This is a genomic window from Kitasatospora sp. MBT66 (assembly GCF_000710405.2).
Classification (GTDB): Bacteria; Actinomycetota; Actinomycetes; order Streptomycetales; family Streptomycetaceae; genus Kitasatospora; species Kitasatospora purpeofusca.
The window spans coordinates 383,116-400,761 of record NZ_JAIY01000004.1 but is presented as its reverse complement, the minus strand read 5'-3'; the positions used below and the strand labels follow the sequence as shown (position 1 = coordinate 400,761).

Genomic DNA, 17,646 nt, shown 5'->3' with positions numbered 1-17,646 from the left:
CGACAGGCTAGGGGAGAAGTCTCGCGACCGTGTAATTCTGTCGTATCTTGGCGATGATTCAATAAATAATTGATCATTTTCGAAACATTAAAATCACAACTGGTCAATGACGCTCTGTGGCCTTGACTCGAGCATTGCGCGATCCCGGGGTGACCGACGACGGCAGTCCCGCCATCCTCGCCGCGTGCGCCGAGTGACGTCCGGACGGGCTCTAGGCCTGGGCCCCGGTCTGGTCGCCGCCGCCCGTGCGGGCGGTGATCAGGCCGGACTCGTAGGCGGCGATGACCGCCTGGGCGCGGTCGCGGACGTCCAGCTTGCCGAAGATGCTGGTGATGTGGTTCTTCACCGTGGAGTGACTGATGTCCATGGAGCGGGCGATCCCGGTGTTGTCGAGGCCGGTGGCCATCAGCCGCCAGACCTCCACCTCGCGCGGTGTGAGCTCGCCCGTCACGGCGGCGGCGGGCGGCGGCGGGGTGTCGAGGGGCGCCCGGACGTAGGTGGAGATCAGCCGGGAGAGCAGCCGCGGCGCGACCACCGCCTCTCCGGCGTGGACGGTGCGGATCGCCGCGCCGAGGTCCTCCGGCGAGACGTCCTTGGGGAGGAAGCCGTGGGCCCCGGCCCGCAGCGCGGCCACCACGTACTCGTCCATGTCGAAGGTGCTGAGCGCCAGGACCTTGCAGTCGGGCAGGGTGCGGGACAGCTCCTCGGTGGCGCCGACGCCGTCCAGGACGGGCATCCGGATGTCCATCACCACGACGTCGGGGCGCAGCCGGTGGGCCAGGGCGACGGCCTGTTCGCCGTCCTCGGCCTCGCCCACCACCTCGACGGTCGGGTCCGGCGAGAGGATCAGCGACAGCCCGCGCCGCACCAGCGGCTGGTCGTCCACGAGGAGGACCCGGATCGGGGGCGTCGTGGTGGTCATCGGGTCACCTTCCCGTGCTGGACGGCCGCCTCTGCGGTCTCGTCGGGGGCCAGCGGCAGTTCGGCCAGGACGGCGAAGCCGCCCTCCGGCCGTGGACCGGTTGTCAGTGCGCCGCCGTGCAGGGCGACCCGTTCGCGCATGCCGATCAGGCCGTAGCCGCCCCGCTCCCCGGCGGCCGGCCCGGTGTCCGGCGGGGCGAAGCCCGCGCCGTCGTCCAGCACCTCGACGGTGATCCCGTCCGACCGGTAGCCGATCCGGACGGACGCGCGGGCCGGTCCGGCGTACTTGCGGGCGTTGGTGAGGCCCTCCTGGACGATCCGGAACACCGTCAGGCCGACGGTCGGCGGCAGCGGCTGCGGGGCGCCGAGGACGCTGAGCTCGGTGGGCAGTCCGGCCCGGCGGGACTCCTCGACCAGCCGGTCGAGGTCCTCCACCCCGGGCTGGGGCGAGGGCGGGGCGGCGTCCGGTTCGTCGCCGGCCCGCAGGACGTTCAGCAGCTGGCGCATCTCGCGCAGGGCCAGCCGGCCGGAGGACTCCAGGGTGACCAGGGCGTCCCGGACCACCTCCGGGTTGGCGAGGTTGGCCCGGGCGCCGCCCGCCATCAGCTGCATGGTGGTGATGTGGTGGGCCACGATGTCGTGCAGCTCCCGTGCGATGCGGCGGCGTTCCTCGGCCACCGCGCGGTCGGCCAGCAACTGGCGGTTGGCCGCGACCTCGCGCTGCCAGCGCGAGATCGCGAGGCCGCCGGCGGCCACTAGCGCGGTGGAGGCGGTGGCGGCGATGGCTTCCGCCGAGCCCGGGACGCCGAAGCCGCTCTGGCTGATCATGGTCGCCAATGCCGTCGCCGCGCTCGCGGCGGCGGTGGCACGACCGCTGCAGTGCCGGGCGACCGAGTACACGGCCACCGTGAGGACGGCGCCGAAGTGAGCCCCCATCGGCGCGAGCACGTTGGCCAGGCTCCCCAGCACCAGGACGGCGGCGAGCGTCCCCAGCGGGCGGTGGCGCCGGGCGACCAGCGGCAGGCCCGACAGCAGCAGGACGAGGAAGCCCGGGACGCTGATGCTGCGGTCGCCCTCGACCTGGTCGAAGAGCAGGTAGGCCACCAGGTCGAGCAGGCCGGCGCCGACGGCCACCAGCCCGTCGGTGTGGCTCCACGGGGTGCCGTCCGCTGTGCCGGGCGGGCTTCCGGGCGGACCCCCGGCATCGGCCGTGCCCGCTGCGGGGCGCTGACGCCCGTCCATCTCGGTCCTCCCGGGCTGATCAGCCATGACGCCCCCATTCTGGCACCGGCCCGCCGGGCCGGGCGTGGTCCCCGCGGCCGAGAGCCGGAGGCCGGGCCCAGGACCACGGTCCCGGGTCCGGGCGGGCCGGGGGAGCAGGACCCCCGGTCCGGATCGTCCGTCGCCCCGACGCCGGACCCCCCTTCCACCTGATGGTCTTGGAACAGGCCGGGAACCCCCGGTTCCCAAGCCGACGTTCGCGTCCAGCCACCGGAGGGCAGCGTGATCCGCGCACTGACCCGTTTCTCGACCAGGAACGCGTGGAAGGTCATCGCCCTCTGGGCGGTCCTCGGCGTCGGGCTCACCCTGCTGAGCCCGATGCTGATGTCCCGCGTCACCCAGTCGCAGAGCGGCGACTTCCTGCCCGCGAGCTACGACTCGGCGGCGGCCCTGCGGATCGCCGAGGAGAACTTCGGGATCGACCCGGACGCCACCACGGTGACGGTGCTGGTGGCCAGGACCGACGGCAAGGCCCTCACCCCCGCCGACGAGAAGCGGATCGGGGCCGAGGCGGCGAAGCTCGGCCAGCGCCGGGTGGAGATGCCCCGGATGAAGGACGAGCCGAGCTTCCTGCTGCCGGACCGCTCCCAGACCCCCAAGGTCGCCCCCGCGATGGTCGCCCCCGACCGGAGCTTCGAGTTGCTGAGCGCCGAACTGACCGGCAACGCCGGGGACGACGGGGTCCAGAAGGTCTACCGCGCCTTCCGGGACGCCACCCGCGCTCAGTTCGCCGAGGCCGGGATGCGCACCGGGTTCACCGGTGGCCTGGCGGAGGCCGCCGACTCGGCCGACGACAACCGGACCGCCACCAAGGTCGGCGGAGCCCTGGTGATGGGCCTGATCGTGCTGCTCAACGTGCTGGTGTTCCGCAGCGTGCTGGCCGCCGTGCTGCCGCTGCTCGCCGTCGCCTTCATCGGTGGTGTGGCCGGCGGGGCCGTGGCCGGCGCGGCCTCCCTGACCGGGCTCAAGCTGGACGCCTCCACCCCGGGCCTGATCTCCGTGGTGCTGCTGGGCATCGGGATCGACTACCTGCTGTTCCTGCTCTTCCGGTTCCGCGAGCACCTGCGGTCCCGGCCCGAGCAGCCCGCCCGGGAGGCCGCCGCCGAGGTGGCCGGCCGGGTCGGTACGGCGATCACCTCCGCCGCGCTGACCATCGTGGCCGCCTTCGCGACCCTGGGTGTCGCCAGCTTCGGCCAGTTCCGCTCGCTCGGCCCGGCCATCGCGGTCGCCGTCCTGGTGATGCTGCTGGGCAGCCTCACCCTGATGCCCGCCCTGCTCGCCGCCTGCGGCCGCAAGATCTTCTGGCCGTCCAAGAGCCTGCGGCGGCAGCCGCGCGAGGGTGCCGCCGCCCGCTTCGGCGCGCTGGTCGCCCGTCGGCCCGCCGCGATGCTGCTGGCCTCCGTCGCGCTGCTCGGCGCCCTGGCCGCCGGGACGGTCGGCATCACGATGGACTACGGCCAGGGCGGCGGCTCCAAGACCGCTGCGGCGGCCACCGCCACCGAGATCTCCCGGGCGCTGCCGGCCGGCGTGTCCGACCCGACCAGCGTCTACGTCACCGCCGCCGGCGGCGGCCCCGTGGACCCGGGCAAGCTGGACGGCCTCTCCCGCGCCCTCGGCAAGGTCGAGGGGGTCGGCCAGGTCGGTGGCACGGTGCTGAGCCCGGACGCCCGCGCCGCCCGGATCGACCTCTACCTGACCGCCGACACCCAGAGCGCGAAGGCCCGCGAGCTGGCCTCCGGCCCGGTCCGCGCCGCCGTCGCGGCGAACACCCCGGCCGGTACCAGCGCCCATGTGGGCGGCACGGCGGCGATCTTCGCGGACATCTCGGTCGCCGTCGACCACGACCTGACCGTGGTCTTCCCGGTCGCGGCCGCCCTGATCGCCCTGATCCTTCTGCTGCTCCTGCGCAGCCTGCTGGCCCCGCTGGTGCTGATGCTCGCGGTCGGGCTCGGCTTCGCCGCCACCCTCGGCGCCTCGACCCTGGTGTTCCAGCACCTGCTGGACAAGCCCGGCGTCAGCTTCACCCTGCCGCTGGTGCTGTTCCTGTTCGTGGTGGCGCTGGGCACGGACTACAACATCCTCATCACCGACCGGATCCGGGAGGAGATGGAGCAGCCCGGCCCGGTCCGCGGCGCCGTGGCCCGCGCCGTCCGCCACACCACGCCCGCCATCGCCACCGCGGGCCTGGTCCTGGCCGGCTCCTTCGCCACCCTGGCCACCACCCCGGGCAGCGAGCAGGTCGCCTTCGCGCTGACGCTCGGCATCCTGCTCTCGGCGCTCGTGCTCTCCCTGGTCCTGGTGCCGGCCATGGCCGCGCTGCTCGGCCGCGGCCTCTGGTGGCCGCTGCGGACCGCTCCGCGCCACGCGTCCGCCGGGGCGCAGGCGGGGGCGCAGGCGGGGGCGCAGGCGGGGGCGCCGGACCGGGAGCCCGTCCCCGAGCGGCTGAACGCCTGAGCACCTGAGCACCTGGACGCCTGAGCACCTGAGCGTCCGACTGCTCGGAACCTCGTACCCCCCTCGGTACCCGGCCTGCCCCCGCAGGCCGGGTACCGAGGGGTTCACGTCGTTTCCCCGTCCTCCGCCCCCGGCAGCAACCGCCGGTAGGCGACGCCGAGTTCGGCGATCGCGCGGGCCAGCCCCTCGCACCCGACGGTGGCGTAGCTGAGGACCAGGGCCGGCGGCCGGCCGGTGTCGGTGAGGGTGTGGAAGCGCCCGCCGCGGATCAGCACCGAGCGGGCGCGGGCGGCACGGATCAGGGCGTCCTCGCCCACGGCGGGCGGCAGTTCGAGGTACGCCTGCAGGCCGCCGTCGCCGCCGAGCACCCGGGTGCCGGGCAACTGCCGGGCCACCTCCCGCCGGACGACCTCCCGGCGGCCGGCGAACTCCGCGCGCAGGCGCCGCTGGTGGCGGTCGAGTCCGCCGGTGTCGATGAAGCGGGCGAAGGCGAGCTGTTCCAGGCCCGAGCAGCCGATGTCCCAGCCCGCGCGGACGTGCTCCAGCGAGGCCATCAGCTCGGACGGCGCGGCGAGCCAGCCCAGCCGCAGCGCGGGGGCGAGGACCTTGCTGGCGCTGCCCGCGTAGACGACCCGGTCCGGTGCCAGGCTCTGCAGGGCCGACGGCTGGCCGGAGCGGCTCCGGTAGGCGTTGTCGTAGTCGTCCTCGATGACGTAGCCGTCGACCGCGCGCGCCCAGGCGATCAACTGCTCCCGGCGCTCCCGGCTCAGGCACGCGCCGGTGGGGAACTGGTGGCCGGGGGTGGTCAGGACGGCTCGGGCGCCGGACTGTTCGAGCAGGTCGACGCGGATGCCCTCGGCGTCGACCGGGATGCCGACCGGCCGGATCCGGGCGCTCGCGATGAACTCCCGTTCGCCGGGGTGCCCCGGGTCCTCCACGGCCAGGGTCCGGTGGCCCCGGTCGCCGAGGACGCGGCAGAGCAGGGCGAGTCCCTGGGCGAAGCCCGAGGTGATCATGAGGTCCTCGGAGCGGGTGCGCACCCCGCGGACCCGGCCGAGGTAGCCCGCCAGGATGTGACGGGTCAACGGAACTCCGGCGGGCGGGGAGTAGCTGAGCTCGCGGTGGCCGGCGGCGCCCAGTGCGACGGTGACGCAGCGGATCCACTCCTGGCGCGGGAAGGCGAGCAGGTTGGAGGTGCCGGTCCGCAGGTCCCAGGCGGCCTCTCCGCCGTCGCCGTCCGCCGGGGCGGAGACGGAGGTGGCGGCCGCGGCGGTGAGGGCGGAGGACACCGGGGCCAGGCCGCCGCCGTCCTCGGCGACCGAGGTGCCCGAGCCGCGCCGGGTCACCAGGTAGCCCTCGGCGGTGAGTTGTTCGTACGCCTCCACCACCACACTGCGCGAGACGCCCAGGTCGGTGGCGAGCTGGCGGCTGGAGGGTAATCGGGTTCCGGCGCGGAGGGTCCCGTCCTCGACCAGGCGACGTACCGCGTCCCGCACTTGTAGTGCCAGTGGGACGCGGGAGCCGCGATCGACGTCGAGAGCCAGATGCCAGGCCAAGTGGCCTCCTGTGCAGAGGGTGAAGTGGTATGGACCGAGCATTGTCACATTTGATGGACTCGTTCCGCACAGGCAACCGCCGCGCGGGAACGCGCGAGGGGCCCGGGGCCCGTCGCGGGGGCGGCAGGGCCGTCGCCGGGCGTCACCGGGTGGCCGAGTGGACGGAAGTGGCACCAACAGATGTCCGGGAATTGGCCGCAGTCGGACGCGGCCGGCTCCCTATCGTCGGTCAGGTCATCAACCCAGCTCGGACGCGAAGGACTCACCTCATGGACCGGACCAGCGCCCTGAAGGTCATCGTCGACGAAAGTCTTCTGGCGCGGGTGCCCGGCTACGTCCTCGGACTGATCGCCGTCCCGGTGGTCGACGTCGCGGCGGCCGCACCGGAGGTCGACGACCTCCTCACCGCCGCCGAGGACGCCCTCCACGGGCTCTCCCTGGGCAAGGCGGAGGTCTCCGCCCTGCCCCCGATCGCCGCCTGGCGGGACGCGTACCGCAGCGTCGACGTCAACCCCAACCGCTTCCCCTGCGCGGCGGAATCGGTGCTGCGGCGGGTGGCCAAGGGCGACCGGCTGCCGCGGATCAACGCCCTGGTGAACCTCTGCAACGCCGTCTCGCTGGACAGCCGGCTGCCGGTCGCCTCCTGCGACGTCGGCGACATCACCGGGGAGCTGGCCGTCCGGCTGGCCCACGGCGGCGAGACCTACCTGCCGCTGGGCGCGCCGGAGGCACCGGAGCACCCGGAGCCGGGCGAGGTCGTCTACGCGGACACCCAGGACCGGGCGCACTCGCGGCGGTGGAACTGGCGGCAGAGCGAGGTGATCAGGACCGACGTCGGCCGACGCCGGCTGCTGCTCACCGTCGAGGCGGTGCACGAGGGCGGGCGCGCGGACGTGGAGCGGGCGCTCGACCGCCTCGCTGCCGCGCTCGACGCGCTCGGGGCGGTGCGTCAGCGGCCCGTCGTGCTGGACGCCGCCGAGACCGGAGTCGAGTTGTTCGTGCCGGAGCAGGACGTGTCCGAGCAGTCCGTCCCGGAGCAGAACGTGCCGGAGCAGTCGGCAGCGGAGTCGGCGGCCGGGTCGTCCGTCGTCGCGGGTTGATCGTCGTGGGAGCCGGCCCCGGTGCCGGACCGACCGCTACCTCCAGGAGAACCCGATGAACCCCGCGATTCTGATCGTCTACCGCCCCGCCGCCGGCCGCTACCTCGCGCAGTTCCGCAGCGTGGTCGAGGTCGCCACCGAACTCGGCCACCACCCCGTCGTCCTGGTGCCCACCGGCGAGATCCCGCCCGAGGTCGAGGGCCTGACGGCGCGGGAGGCCGACCTGGACTCCACCCCGGCCTTCCGGGCCGCCGTGGACGGGATCGCCGCCGAGTACCGGCTGGTCCGGATCTTCCCGCTGTTCGAGGGCGACGTGCTGCCCGCCGCCCGGTCCCGCCGTGACCACGGCATCCCCGGACTGACGCCCGACCAGGCGCTCAACTTCCGCGACAAGAACGTGATGCACCGCCGCGCCGAGGAGCTGGGCGTCAAGGTCGCCCGCTCCTGCCGCCCCGACACCCTGGGCGCGGTCGAGGAGTTCGCCGCGCAGGCCGGCTACCCGCTGGTGATCAAGCCGTACGCGGGCTGGGCCTGCGGCAGCACCTACCGGGTCGACGGGCCGGAGCGGCTGGCCGAGGTGTGGGAGGAGATGGGCGACGACCGGCACGAGTACCGGGTCGAGGAGTTCGTCCGCGGCACCGAGTTCCATGTGGACGCGCTGCTCCAGGACGGCGAGGTCGTCTTCGAGCAACTGTCCCGCTACACCTACTCGGTGCTGGAGTACCGGGACGAGCCGGGCGGCACCATCTCCCGCAAGCACGACCTCAGCAAGCACGAGCAGCGGATCCTGGAGCTCAACGCCACGGTGCTGCGCGGCTTCGGCATGCGCACCGGCGTCGCGCACGTCGAGTTCTTCCTGGACGAGGACGGCGAGGCGGTGTTCGGCGAGGCGGGCGCCCGGGCCGGCGGCGGCTCGATCGTCCCGGCGATCCAGGCCGGTCGCGGCATCAACCTGGCCGGCGAGTGGGCCCGGCTCGAACTCGACCCGGAGCACCGCACCGCGGCCCGGCTCGGCCCGGAGATCGGCACCGAGTACCTGTCCTCGGGCGAGTACGGCCGGATCACCGGGATCAGCTCGCCCGCGGACCTCAACGCGCTCGACGGCGTCCTGGACGCGGACGTCTGGAAGGCCGTCGGCGACGTGCTGGCCCCGCCGGTCGCCTCCAACGACGTGCTCGGCTGGTACGTCTGCGAGGGCAGCGACTACGACGACGTGCTGGCGCGGTTCCGCACCGTCCGCCAGGCCTTCCGGGTCGAGACCGAGTCGGCGGTCTGACCGGGATGGCCACGAGTACCGGAGAAGGGGCCGCCGCCCCCAAGGCCTGGACGGCCAGGTTCAAGGAGTTACCGCTCCCGCTGCGGGTGCTGTTCGTGACGTCCTTCGTCAACCGCGCGGGCATGTTCGTCTTCCCGCTGCTCGCCGTCTACCTGGTGCGCAGCAAGGGCCTCGGCACGGCCGAGGCGGGCCTGCTGATCTCGGTCGGCTCGACCGGCCTGCTGGTGGGCTCGCTGCTCAGCGGGCCGGTGTGCGACCTGCGCGGCCGCCGGGACGCCCTGGTCGCCGCCCTGGTGCTCAACGCGGTCGGCTACCTCGGCCTGGGCACCCTGGACGGCGCGCCGTGGACGTACGCCCTGCTGCTGTTCGTCGCCCTGGTGGGGATGGGCATGTTCGGCCCGGCGGCCAACACCCTGATCGCCGACCTGGCGACCCCCGAGCAGCGGCCGTTCTCGTACACGGTCAGCTACATCGGCAACAACCTGGGCATGGGCATCGGCCCGCTGCTGGGCGGGGTCGCGGCCGCGTACTCGTACCACGTGATGTTCGCGGGCAACATCGTGGTCGGGCTGCTGTGCGCGGTCGTGATCCGGATCTGGGTGCCCCGGGACACCAAGTCCGGCACCGCCGCGCCCAAGGCGGCCGGTGGCGGCCGGCTCCGGCTCGGCGGCGTCCACGGCCATGTGCTGTGGATGGTGCTCGCCTCGTTCTTCTACGTGGCGCCGCTGATCGGTCTCGAGTACGCGCTGCCGCTGGCGGTGACCACCGAGCTGAACGCCTCGGCCGGGCTGGTCGGCGTGGTGTACACGGTGAACAGCGTCGTGGTGGTGGGCCTCGGGCTCCAGCTGGAGAAGCGGATCGCCAGCTACCCGATCCGCACCCTGCTGCTGGTGGCCGGGGTGCTGTGGGCGCTGGGCCTGGCCGTGCTCGACTTCGGCTTCTCGCTCGCGGCGGTGCTGGCGTCCACCGTGGTGTGGACGCTCGGCGAGATCATCGCCTCCGTGGTGGTGCCCACCTACATCGCGGACCACGTGGACGAGCACCGGGTCGGCCGCTTCATGGCGCTCAACGGCTTCGTGCTGGGCCTGGCCCGGCTGGTGGTGCCGTTCGGCCTCGGGCTGATCTGGCAGAACCACGGCGCGCGTCCGGTGCTGCACACCATGCTGGTCACGCCGCTGGTGGGTATCGCGGTGTTCGCGGTGCTCCGGATCCGGTCCTCGGCCGCGAGCGCGCCGGCTGCCCCTGCTGCCGGCCCCGGTCCCGCCGCCGCATCCTCCTCCTCAGCTTCTTCCTCAGCTTCCGCTTCCGTCGAACCCGGACCCGGACCGGCCGATGCCGTCCGCTCCGGTGCCTGAACCGTGTGACCGTCCGATCGACCGCCGTATCCATGCATTCCGGGAGGGCCCGATGATCACCAAGTTCTTGCTGCCCGAGGACCGAATCCCCACCACCTGGTACAACGTGCTGGCGGATCTGCCGAAGCCGGTGCCGCCGATGCTGCACCCCGGGACGAGGGAGCCGCTCACCCCGGCCGACCTGGCGCCGCTGTTCCCCGAGTCGCTGATCGCCCAGGAGTTCAGCACCGAGGCCGAGATCGACATCCCCGGCGCGGTGATCGACGTCTACCGCCAGTGGCGGCCCAGCCCGCTGGTCCGGGCCCACCGGCTGGAGCGCTCGCTCGACACCCCGGCGCGGATCTACTTCAAGTACGAGGGCGTCAGCCCGGCCGGCAGCCACAAGCCCAACACGGCCGTGCCGCAGGCGTACTACAACAAGCAGGCCGGTGTGGAGAAGCTCACCACCGAGACCGGCGCCGGCCAGTGGGGCAGCTCGCTCGCGATGGCCTCCGCCTACTTCGGCCTCGAGTGCGAGGTCTTCATGGTCAAGGTGAGCCACCAGCAGAAGCCCTACCGCCGGGCCCTGATGGAGACCTTCGGGGCGACGGTGCACGCCAGCCCCAGTGTGCTCACCGACGCCGGACGGGCCGCGCTCGCCGCCGACCCCGACGCCAGCGGCAGCCTGGGCCTGGCCATCTCGGAGGCCGTGGAGGCCGCGGTCAAGAGCGGCGGCCGGGCCAAGTACGCGCTCGGCTCGGTGCTCAACCACGTGCTGACGCACCAGACGGTGATCGGCCAGGAGGCGCTGCTCCAGATGGAGTTGGCGGAGGACTACCCGGACATCGTGATCGGCGCGGCGGGCGGCGGCTCCAACTTCGGCGGCCTGGTCCTGCCGTTCCTGCGCGAGCAGCTGCGCGGCGGCCGCTCGGTGCGGGCGCTCGCCGTCGAGCCGGCCTCGTGTCCGACCCTCACCCAGGGCCGCTACGAGTACGACTTCGGCGACACCGCGGGCCTCACCCCGCTCACCATGATGCACACCCTCGGCCACGACTTCGTGCCGCCGAGCATCCACGCGGGCGGGCTGCGCTACCACGGCATGGCGCCCATCATCAGCGCCCTGAAGGACCTCGACCTGCTGGAGGCCCGGGCCGTCCCGCAGACCGCCTGCTTCGAGGCCGGCGTCCTGTTCGCCCGCAACGAGGGCATCGTCCCGGCGCCGGAGTCCACCCACGCGGTGCGGGCGGCCATCGACGAGGCGCTGGCCTGCAAGGAGAGCGGCGAGGCCCGCACCATCCTGTTCACGCTGTCCGGCCACGGGCACTTCGACATGCAGGCCTACACGGACTACTTCGCCGGCAAGCTCAAGGACTGACGTCCGAGGACCGACGTCCGACGACCGACGACCGACGACCGACGACCGACGACCGACGTCCGAGGACCGACGTTCGAGGATCGGCGAGAAAGCTCAAGGACTGACGAGTACTGAGCGGTGACAGGCGGGCGAACAACCGGACGGGCCCTCGCACCACGGGGCCCGTCCGGCCGCCCGTCCCCGTAGGGGCAGACTACGAGGGGGGAACCACGTGCAAGGATCAACTCCGACTCCGATAGTGCTCGGGATCTGCGGCTCCGAGCGACCGGGCGGCAACACCGACCTCGCGTTGGAGTACGCCGGCCGCCTGGTCCGGGAACGGGGCGCCGAGTTCCGGACCGTCCACCTGCGCGAGCACCGGATCTCGCCGTGCAGCCCGTGCGGCGACTGCAACCAGCGGACCACACCCTGCGAACTCCGCGACGACATGCCCGCGATCGTCGAGCAGATGAAGCAGGCGGACGCCATCGTCTACGCGACCCCGGTGCACGGCTTCGGCCCCGCCCACCTGATGCAGATCTTCATCGAACGGGCCGGCGTCGGCTTCCTGCGCTTCGACCGCCCCCTCGCCAACAAAGTGGGCGGCATCATCGTCGTCTCGCGCCGGTACAGCGACGCCGCGGTGCACAGCCAGCTGGTCGACAACCTGCTGCTCAACCGCATGATCCTGGTCGGCAGCGGCTTTCCGGCGCTGCTGCGCAACACCTCTCCGCAGCCGCAGCTCCAGGACGCCGAGGGCCTGGAGGCACTGGAGCGGATGCTGCACCGCATGATCGACATGTCCCAGCTGCTCCGCCGCCACCAGACGGCCGACGGTCGGCCCGTGCTGCCGCTCGACGACCGCAACGAGCGGGTTTCCCGCGCCCCGCGCGTCGTCCTGCCGGGGCAGCGGACCTCCTCGGAGAAGCAGGCCAGCTGAACCGCCGATCCACCGATATCCCCTTTCCGACGTGTTGTTGAGGAGTGCCATGTCCACCGAGACCGAGACCGGCGACCAGCAGGGCGGCCAGACCGGGGACCCCGTCCTGGTCGGCGTCGACTTCGACCTGATCCCCTGGGAGAAGTGGCAGAAGCCGGGCGCCGAGGGCCGGGTGAAGATCGCCTACACCCAGGGCCTGCGGGTCCGGCTGATGGAGCTGCCCGCCGGCTTCGACGAGCACGAGTGGTGCCTCCGCGGCCACCAGGGCTACGTGCTGCAGGGCGAGTTCACCATCCACTTCGAGGACCGTTCGGTGCCGTGCCGCCCCGGCATGGGCTTTGTGATCCCGGACGACGAGAAGCACCGTTCGCAGGGCGCGCAGGGCGAGCCGACCGTCGTGTACGTCGTCGACAAGGTGGTGCCGACCGCATGAGCGCCGACCGTACGGGCGCCGACCCGTCGTCGCCCGCGATCGATCCCCGGATCGAGGAACTGCGGCTCTCCGTCGACGCGCTGGACCGGCGGATCGTCGCGCTGCTGGCGGAGCGCACCGCCGTGGTGCGGGAGCTGACCGGGTTCAAGCGGGACGAGGAGACGGTCCGCTCCCCGGGCCGGGTCGAGCAGGTCGTCGCCAAGGTCCGGGGCCTGGCGGACGAGCACGGCATGCCGCCGGGGATCGCCGAGGCCACCTACCGCACGCTGATCGACGAGCTGACCGGGATGCAGATGGTGCTCCTGGAGGAGCGCCGGGCGGCCGCTTCCGCCGCGGCCGGTTCCGCGGCCGGGGCCGCCGCCGGGGAAGGGCCATGAGCCGTCGGCACCCGGCCGACCTGCGGGCGGCGCTGGCCGCGCTGGACCTGATGCCAGGAGAACTGGTCCGGGTCCGGGAGGAGGTCCCGGCCCGGTTCGGGGTCTCCTCCCGCTACGCCCGGTGGGCCGGCGCCCCGGCGGCGCCGCCCACCGGCCCCGGCCCGGCCGTCCTGTTCGAGCAGGTCACGCCGTCGGGCGGCGCGGCCGAGGACGGCGAGGGTGGCGAGGGCGGCGAGGAGCACGATGCCAGTGCCGTGCTGATGGGCCTGTACGGGACCAGGCGCCGGGCGGCCGCCCTGCTCGGCGCCACCCCCGCCGAGCTGGCCCACCGGCTGCTGGACGCGGTGGCCGCACCGCTGCCGCCGGTGCCCGCCGCCGACCCCGACCGGTGGGCCCGCAGCGACCGGAAGCCGGACCTGACCACGCTGCCCGTCCCGGTGCTCACCGACGAGGACGCCGGCCCGTACCTCACCCTCGGCGCCGTCCTGGCCACCGACCCGGCCACCGGCGTGCGCAACCTGTCGATCCACCGGATGTGCGTCCAGGGCCCCGACCTGCTCACCATCTGGATGGTGCCGGGGCGCGACCTCGAACAGGCCCACCGCAACTCGCTCGCCGCCGGACGGCCGCTGCCGGTGGCGATCCACCTCGGCCTCGGCCCCGCCGTGCTGCTCGCCTCCTGCTGCCCCACCTCGCTCGTCCCGACCGGGACGGACGAACTGGCGGTCGCCGGGGCACTCGCGGGCGCGCCGGTGGAACTGCTGCCCTGCCGCACGGTGGACGCCGAGTACATCGCCCACGCCGAGTACGTGCTGGAGGGCGAACTGCTGCCGGACACCATGCCGGAGAACCCCAGGGGCACCGCCGCCACCCCGGAGTTCCTCGGCTACCAGGGCACCGCGCACCCGGCCCTGCCGACCGTCCGGATCACCGGGATCACCGCCCGGCGCGGCCCGATCCTCCAGGCGGTCTCCGGCCCGGGCCACGAACAGTCCGTCCTGCTCGGCTTCGGGATGGAGGCGGCCGTGCTGGCCGTGCTGCGCCGCCGCGGCGCCCCGGTCCGGGCGGTGCACTGCCACACCGCCGGCGGGGGACAGCTGATGGTCGTGCTCCAGTGGGAGGCCAAGCGCTCGGCCGAGGACGACGCGCTGGTCCGCGAGGCCTCGCAGGCCGTCCTGGAGGAGTTCCGGATGGCCAAGCTGGTGCTGTCCGTGGACGAGGACGTGGACCTGGAGTCGGACCAGGACCTGTGGTGGGCGATGGTCACCCGGTGGCAGGCGGACCGGGACCTGCTGGTCCTGCCGGACCGGGAGGGCTTCCCGCTCGACCCGACCCAGTCGGTCGCCTACTCGCCCGCCCTGTCGGCGGACGGCCGCACCGCCAAGGCGGTGTTCGACTGCACCGTCCCGTACGCGCAGCGGCGCCGCTTCCGCCGGGCCCGGTTCACCGACGTCCCCGGCTCCGGCTGACGGGCCCGGCGCCCGCGGCCTCCCGGACCGCCGTGGCCTCACGGACCGCTGTGGCCAGCAGCGCCGTGCCCTCGGCGATCCGGGCGCCGGGCAGGGCGGCGTAGCCCATCAGGAAGGTCGGCTCGGCCGGCGGCTCCCGCACGAAGTAGCCCGAGGCGGGGTAGACCCGCACCCCGAGCGCCGCGGCCCGGCGGACGATCTCGTCCTCGCCGACGCCGCGCGCCCCGGTCAGGGCGACCAGGACGTGCAGGCCGGCGGCCGCCCCGGAGATCCGCACCTCGGCGCCGAAGTGCGTGTAGAGGCCGTCCAGCAGCGAGCGGCGGCGCTCCCGGTACAGCCGGGTCATCCGGCTGACGTGCCGGGCGTAGGCGCCGGTGGCGACGAAGTGCGCCAGCGCCTCCTGGTCGACCGTCGGGGTCAGCCGGTCGGTGATCCACTTGATGCCGAGGAACGGCCGCACCAGGCGCTGCGGCACGATCGCGTAGCCGATCCGCAGCGCCGGGAAGAGCGTCTTGCTGAAGCTGCCGACGTAGACCACCGTGCCCTGGTGCCGGGCGGCGGCCAGGGCCGGCAGCCGCTCGGCGGCGAAGGTGAACTCGTTGTGGTAGTCGTCCTCCAGGACGGTCGCCCCGCGCCGCCCGGCCCAGGCCAGCAGGGCCCGCCGCCGGGCCTCGGACATGATGAACCCGGTCGGGAACTGGTGCGAGGGCGTCACATAGATCAGCCGCACCCGGTCCGGGTCCTGGCCGTGCGCCCGGACGTGGGCGTCGATGTCCGAGACCCGCAGCCCCTCCTCGTCCACCGGCACCGGCACCACGGTCCCGGCGGTGGAGCCGAAGACCTGGCGCAGCACGGTGTGGCTCGGGTCCTCGATCACCACCACGTCGCCCGGGCCGACCAGCAGCCGGGCCAGGATGTCCAGCGCCTGGGTGGCCCCGCTGGTCATCAGGATGCTGTCGGGCGAGGCGTCCAGCGCCCGGCTCTGCCGGACCAGCGTGGCGATCTCCGCCCGCAGCGCGGCGGAGCCCTCGGCCGGCCCGTACCCGAGCGCGGCGACGTCCGCCCGCGCGTACGCCTCGTGCACGGACTGCCGCCAGCGCGACACCGGGAAGTTGGCCAGCGCCGGGGTCCCGTGCCGGAAGTCCAGGGCCGCACCGGCCTGTTGCATCGGCGGCGGCTCCCACGGCTGCCACAGCGCGTCCCCGCCGTCGGTGGCGAGCGGCGGCTGCGGCGCGAGCGCCGTCCGGGCCGGACCCGGCACGGCCCCCTCCCCGGCGGCGCGCTCCGCCACCCTGGTCCCCGATCCCCGGCGGGCCGTCAACAGCCCGTTGGCGGTCAGCAGTTCGTACGCCCGCAGGATCACCGTGCGCGACACCCCGAGCTGCGCCGCCAGCTCCCGCGAGGCCGGCACCGCCTCCCCGGCCCGCAACCGCCCCGACCTGACCAGCCCGGCGATCCCGTCGCACACCTGCTGCTGCAGGGGCGTCGCACTGCCCCGGTCCAGCACGATCAGCAGCTCCGACGATCCCACGCCTCTCCCTCCGGCCCCGTTTTCCCGAAGTGTCGCATGCACGACACCTCGTGGGGCCGTCCGGCCACCGGCCCACCCGCCCGGCGTGCCGTTCCGGTCCTTCGATGGCCGAAGGGGGCGGGAGCGGGGTACCGGCCGGTCCTGCGGAGGGCGACCGGGGGCGGGATGCCCCGTTGTCGGGCGTAATGGAAGGACCCGCCCCCGCGCGCGCACCGCACCGGTCGGGCCGGTGTCGAGTGCCGCGACCGGAGGAGGACGGCGGTGCAGGAGGAAGGCGGTGAACAAGGATGAGCGACGAGCGGCAGTCCGGCCCGGCGGGCCGGGACCGGTGGTCGGAGGGGCGGGGCGAACGCCTGCTGGGGGAGCTGCTCGACCGGTCCCACGAGCTGCCGCCCCAGCTGATCGTCCCGTTGGTCGCCGCCGTGGTGCACGGGCTCGGCGGCCGTGACCCGCTGCTCCTGCTGCAGGACTACGGCCAGGTGGTGCTGGCGCCGCTGCCGGGGCGGGGCGCGGTCGCGGGGGAGCCGGTGCCGATCGACGGCACCCCCGCGGGTGCCGCCTTCCTGGGCGGTGCCCCGGTCGAGGAGCCGACGGCCGACGGGGTGCGGGTGTACCTGCCGCTGCTGGACGGCGGCGACGAGGTGGGGGTCCTGGCCCTCACGCTGGACGCCGTCGAGGAGGACGACCGGCCGCTGCTGCGGCGCCTCGCCGCCCTGGTCGCCGATCTGCTGGTCACCAAGAGCGGCTACAGCGACCGGATCTTCCAGGCCCGGCGGGTCGGAGCGATGAGCCTGGCCGCCGAGATCCAGTGGTCACTGCTGCCGCCGCTGTCGATGACCGTGCCCCGGGTCGCCGTGGCGGGCATCCTCGAACCCGCCTACCAGGTGGCCGGCGACAGCTTCGACTACGCGCTCAACGACGACGTTCTGCACGTGGCCACGATCGACGCGATGGGTCACGGGCTGGACGCCGCGACCATGGCGACCGTGGCCATCGGCGCGTACCGGCACGCCCGGCGTGCCGACATCGGACTGGCCGAGATCTACGCGTTCATGGACCGGGCCATCGCCGAGCAGTTCGGGCCGGACCACTTCGTCACCGCGCAGATGATGCGCCTGGACACCGGGACCGGCCACCTGCAGTGGGTCAACGCCGGGCATCCCCAGCCGTTGCTGATCCGCGGGCACGTGGTCGTCGAGCGGCTGGAGAGCGCCACCACCCTGCCGGTCGGCTTCGGCGGGGAGGAGCCGGTGATCAGCGAGCGGGTCCTGCGGCACGGCGACCGGGTCCTGTGCTTCACCGACGGCCTGGTCGAGGAGCGCGAGGCGGGCGGGGAGCAGTTCGGGGAGGAGCAGCTCATCGACTGGGTCAACCGGGTCGAGCGCTCGCAGAGCGGGGTGCGGGCCGTGGTGCGGGCGCTCTCCCACGTCCTGAAGGAGCGGCGGGGCGGTCGGACGAGCGACGACGCCACCCTCTTCCTGATCGAGTGGCGCTGAGGTCCCTGCTCCGGCTGGGGCCCGGGCCCGGCGCCGGCTGGGCCCGGGCCCCGGCTGCGGCCTCCGTCCCGGCTGCGGCCTCCGTCCCGGCGGGTCGGCTCGGCGCGGGCGGAGTACGGTGGGG

Annotated in this window: 14 protein-coding genes; 10 read left to right on the top strand and 4 right to left on the bottom strand. The window is 73.8% G+C overall.

Features of this window, described 5'->3' with window-relative positions; translation table 11 throughout:
* Positions 1-211 precede the first annotated feature (211 nt).
* On the bottom strand, positions 212-922 hold the full coding sequence (locus BI06_RS08465; RefSeq protein ID WP_043466795.1) for a response regulator transcription factor: 711 nt from the start codon (positions 920-922) through the stop codon (positions 212-214).
* Positions 919-2,190 (bottom strand): sensor histidine kinase, encoded by a 1,272-nt coding sequence (locus tag BI06_RS08460; protein WP_199523260.1) that lies wholly within the window; start codon positions 2,188-2,190, stop codon positions 919-921. The genes BI06_RS08465 and BI06_RS08460 overlap by 4 nt, the downstream gene beginning before the upstream one ends.
* Before the next feature lie 234 nt (positions 2,191-2,424).
* Here BI06_RS08460 and BI06_RS08455 point away from each other — a divergent pair, with 234 nt between their 5' ends.
* Positions 2,425-4,656 (top strand): MMPL family transporter, encoded by a 2,232-nt coding sequence (locus tag BI06_RS08455; protein WP_082558375.1) that lies wholly within the window; start codon positions 2,425-2,427, stop codon positions 4,654-4,656.
* 104 nt (positions 4,657-4,760) lie between these two features.
* On the opposite strand, the gene BI06_RS08450 is transcribed toward BI06_RS08455, so the two are convergent.
* Complete coding sequence (locus tag BI06_RS08450) at positions 4,761-6,212, bottom strand: PLP-dependent aminotransferase family protein (RefSeq protein WP_051740505.1); 1,452 nt, start codon at positions 6,210-6,212, stop codon at positions 4,761-4,763.
* Positions 6,213-6,481: 269 nt separating this feature from the next.
* Here BI06_RS08450 and BI06_RS08445 point away from each other — a divergent pair, with 269 nt between their 5' ends.
* The 8 genes from BI06_RS08445 (at position 6,482) to BI06_RS08410 (ending at position 14,495) form a co-directional block, all read left to right on the top strand.
* A complete protein-coding gene (locus tag BI06_RS08445) occupies positions 6,482-7,312 on the top strand; it encodes a B3/4 domain-containing protein (protein ID WP_063794937.1) in 831 nt (276 codons plus the stop codon).
* A 55-nt stretch (positions 7,313-7,367) separates the two neighbouring features.
* Positions 7,368-8,588 carry an ATP-grasp domain-containing protein gene (locus tag BI06_RS08440; RefSeq protein WP_043466792.1) on the top strand — a complete coding sequence of 407 codons (1,221 nt, stop codon included), beginning with the start codon at positions 7,368-7,370 and terminating at the stop codon, positions 8,586-8,588.
* 5 nt (positions 8,589-8,593) lie between these two features.
* Positions 8,594-9,943 carry an MFS transporter gene (locus BI06_RS08435; protein WP_082558374.1) on the top strand — a complete coding sequence of 450 codons (1,350 nt, stop codon included), beginning with the start codon at positions 8,594-8,596 and terminating at the stop codon, positions 9,941-9,943.
* Between the two features lie 52 nt (positions 9,944-9,995).
* On the top strand, positions 9,996-11,297 hold the full coding sequence (locus BI06_RS08430; protein WP_030392689.1) for a TrpB-like pyridoxal phosphate-dependent enzyme: 1,302 nt from the start codon (positions 9,996-9,998) through the stop codon (positions 11,295-11,297).
* Positions 11,298-11,535: 238 nt separating this feature from the next.
* On the top strand, positions 11,536-12,216 hold the full coding sequence (locus BI06_RS08425; protein ID WP_233290067.1) for a flavodoxin family protein: 681 nt from the start codon (positions 11,536-11,538) through the stop codon (positions 12,214-12,216).
* 49 nt (positions 12,217-12,265) lie between these two features.
* Entirely contained in the window at positions 12,266-12,649 is a 384-nt protein-coding gene (locus tag BI06_RS08420; protein ID WP_051740503.1) for an AraC family ligand binding domain-containing protein, read from the top strand.
* Complete coding sequence (locus tag BI06_RS08415; RefSeq protein ID WP_051740502.1) at positions 12,646-13,026, top strand: chorismate mutase; 381 nt, start codon at positions 12,646-12,648, stop codon at positions 13,024-13,026. Before BI06_RS08420 ends, BI06_RS08415 begins: the two co-directional genes overlap by 4 nt.
* On the top strand, positions 13,023-14,495 hold the full coding sequence (locus tag BI06_RS08410) for a UbiD family decarboxylase (RefSeq protein ID WP_043466789.1): 1,473 nt from the start codon (positions 13,023-13,025) through the stop codon (positions 14,493-14,495). The genes BI06_RS08415 and BI06_RS08410 overlap by 4 nt, the downstream gene beginning before the upstream one ends.
* Here BI06_RS08410 and BI06_RS08405 read toward each other — a convergent pair.
* Positions 14,470-16,026 (bottom strand): PLP-dependent aminotransferase family protein, encoded by a 1,557-nt coding sequence (locus BI06_RS08405; RefSeq protein WP_051740500.1) that lies wholly within the window; start codon positions 16,024-16,026, stop codon positions 14,470-14,472. The genes BI06_RS08410 and BI06_RS08405 overlap by 26 nt on opposite strands.
* 287 nt (positions 16,027-16,313) lie before the next feature.
* Between BI06_RS08405 and BI06_RS08400 the strand changes: the two genes are divergently transcribed.
* A complete protein-coding gene (locus BI06_RS08400; RefSeq protein ID WP_030392601.1) occupies positions 16,314-17,522 on the top strand; it encodes a PP2C family protein-serine/threonine phosphatase in 1,209 nt (402 codons plus the stop codon).
* Positions 17,523-17,646 lie beyond the last annotated feature (124 nt).

What these genes read in the sequence shown, in the direction of transcription:
- BI06_RS08465 (WP_043466795.1), bottom strand. Translation starts at nt 922, where the DNA reads ATGACCACCACGACGCCCCCGATCCGGGTCCTCCTCGTGGACGACCAG.
- BI06_RS08460 (WP_199523260.1), bottom strand. Translation starts at nt 2,190, where the DNA reads ATGGCTGATCAGCCCGGGAGGACCGAGATGGACGGGCGTCAGCGCCCC.
- BI06_RS08445 (WP_063794937.1), top strand. Translation starts at nt 6,482, where the DNA reads ATGGACCGGACCAGCGCCCTGAAGGTCATCGTCGACGAAAGTCTTCTG.
- BI06_RS08440 (WP_043466792.1), top strand. Translation starts at nt 7,368, where the DNA reads ATGAACCCCGCGATTCTGATCGTCTACCGCCCCGCCGCCGGCCGCTAC.
- BI06_RS08435 (WP_082558374.1), top strand. Translation starts at nt 8,594, where the DNA reads ATGGCCACGAGTACCGGAGAAGGGGCCGCCGCCCCCAAGGCCTGGACG.
- BI06_RS08430 (WP_030392689.1), top strand. Translation starts at nt 9,996, where the DNA reads ATGATCACCAAGTTCTTGCTGCCCGAGGACCGAATCCCCACCACCTGG.
- BI06_RS08420 (WP_051740503.1), top strand. Translation starts at nt 12,266, where the DNA reads ATGTCCACCGAGACCGAGACCGGCGACCAGCAGGGCGGCCAGACCGGG.
- BI06_RS08415 (WP_051740502.1), top strand. Translation starts at nt 12,646, where the DNA reads ATGAGCGCCGACCGTACGGGCGCCGACCCGTCGTCGCCCGCGATCGAT.
- BI06_RS08410 (WP_043466789.1), top strand. Translation starts at nt 13,023, where the DNA reads ATGAGCCGTCGGCACCCGGCCGACCTGCGGGCGGCGCTGGCCGCGCTG.
- BI06_RS08400 (WP_030392601.1), top strand. Translation starts at nt 16,314, where the DNA reads ATGAGCGACGAGCGGCAGTCCGGCCCGGCGGGCCGGGACCGGTGGTCG.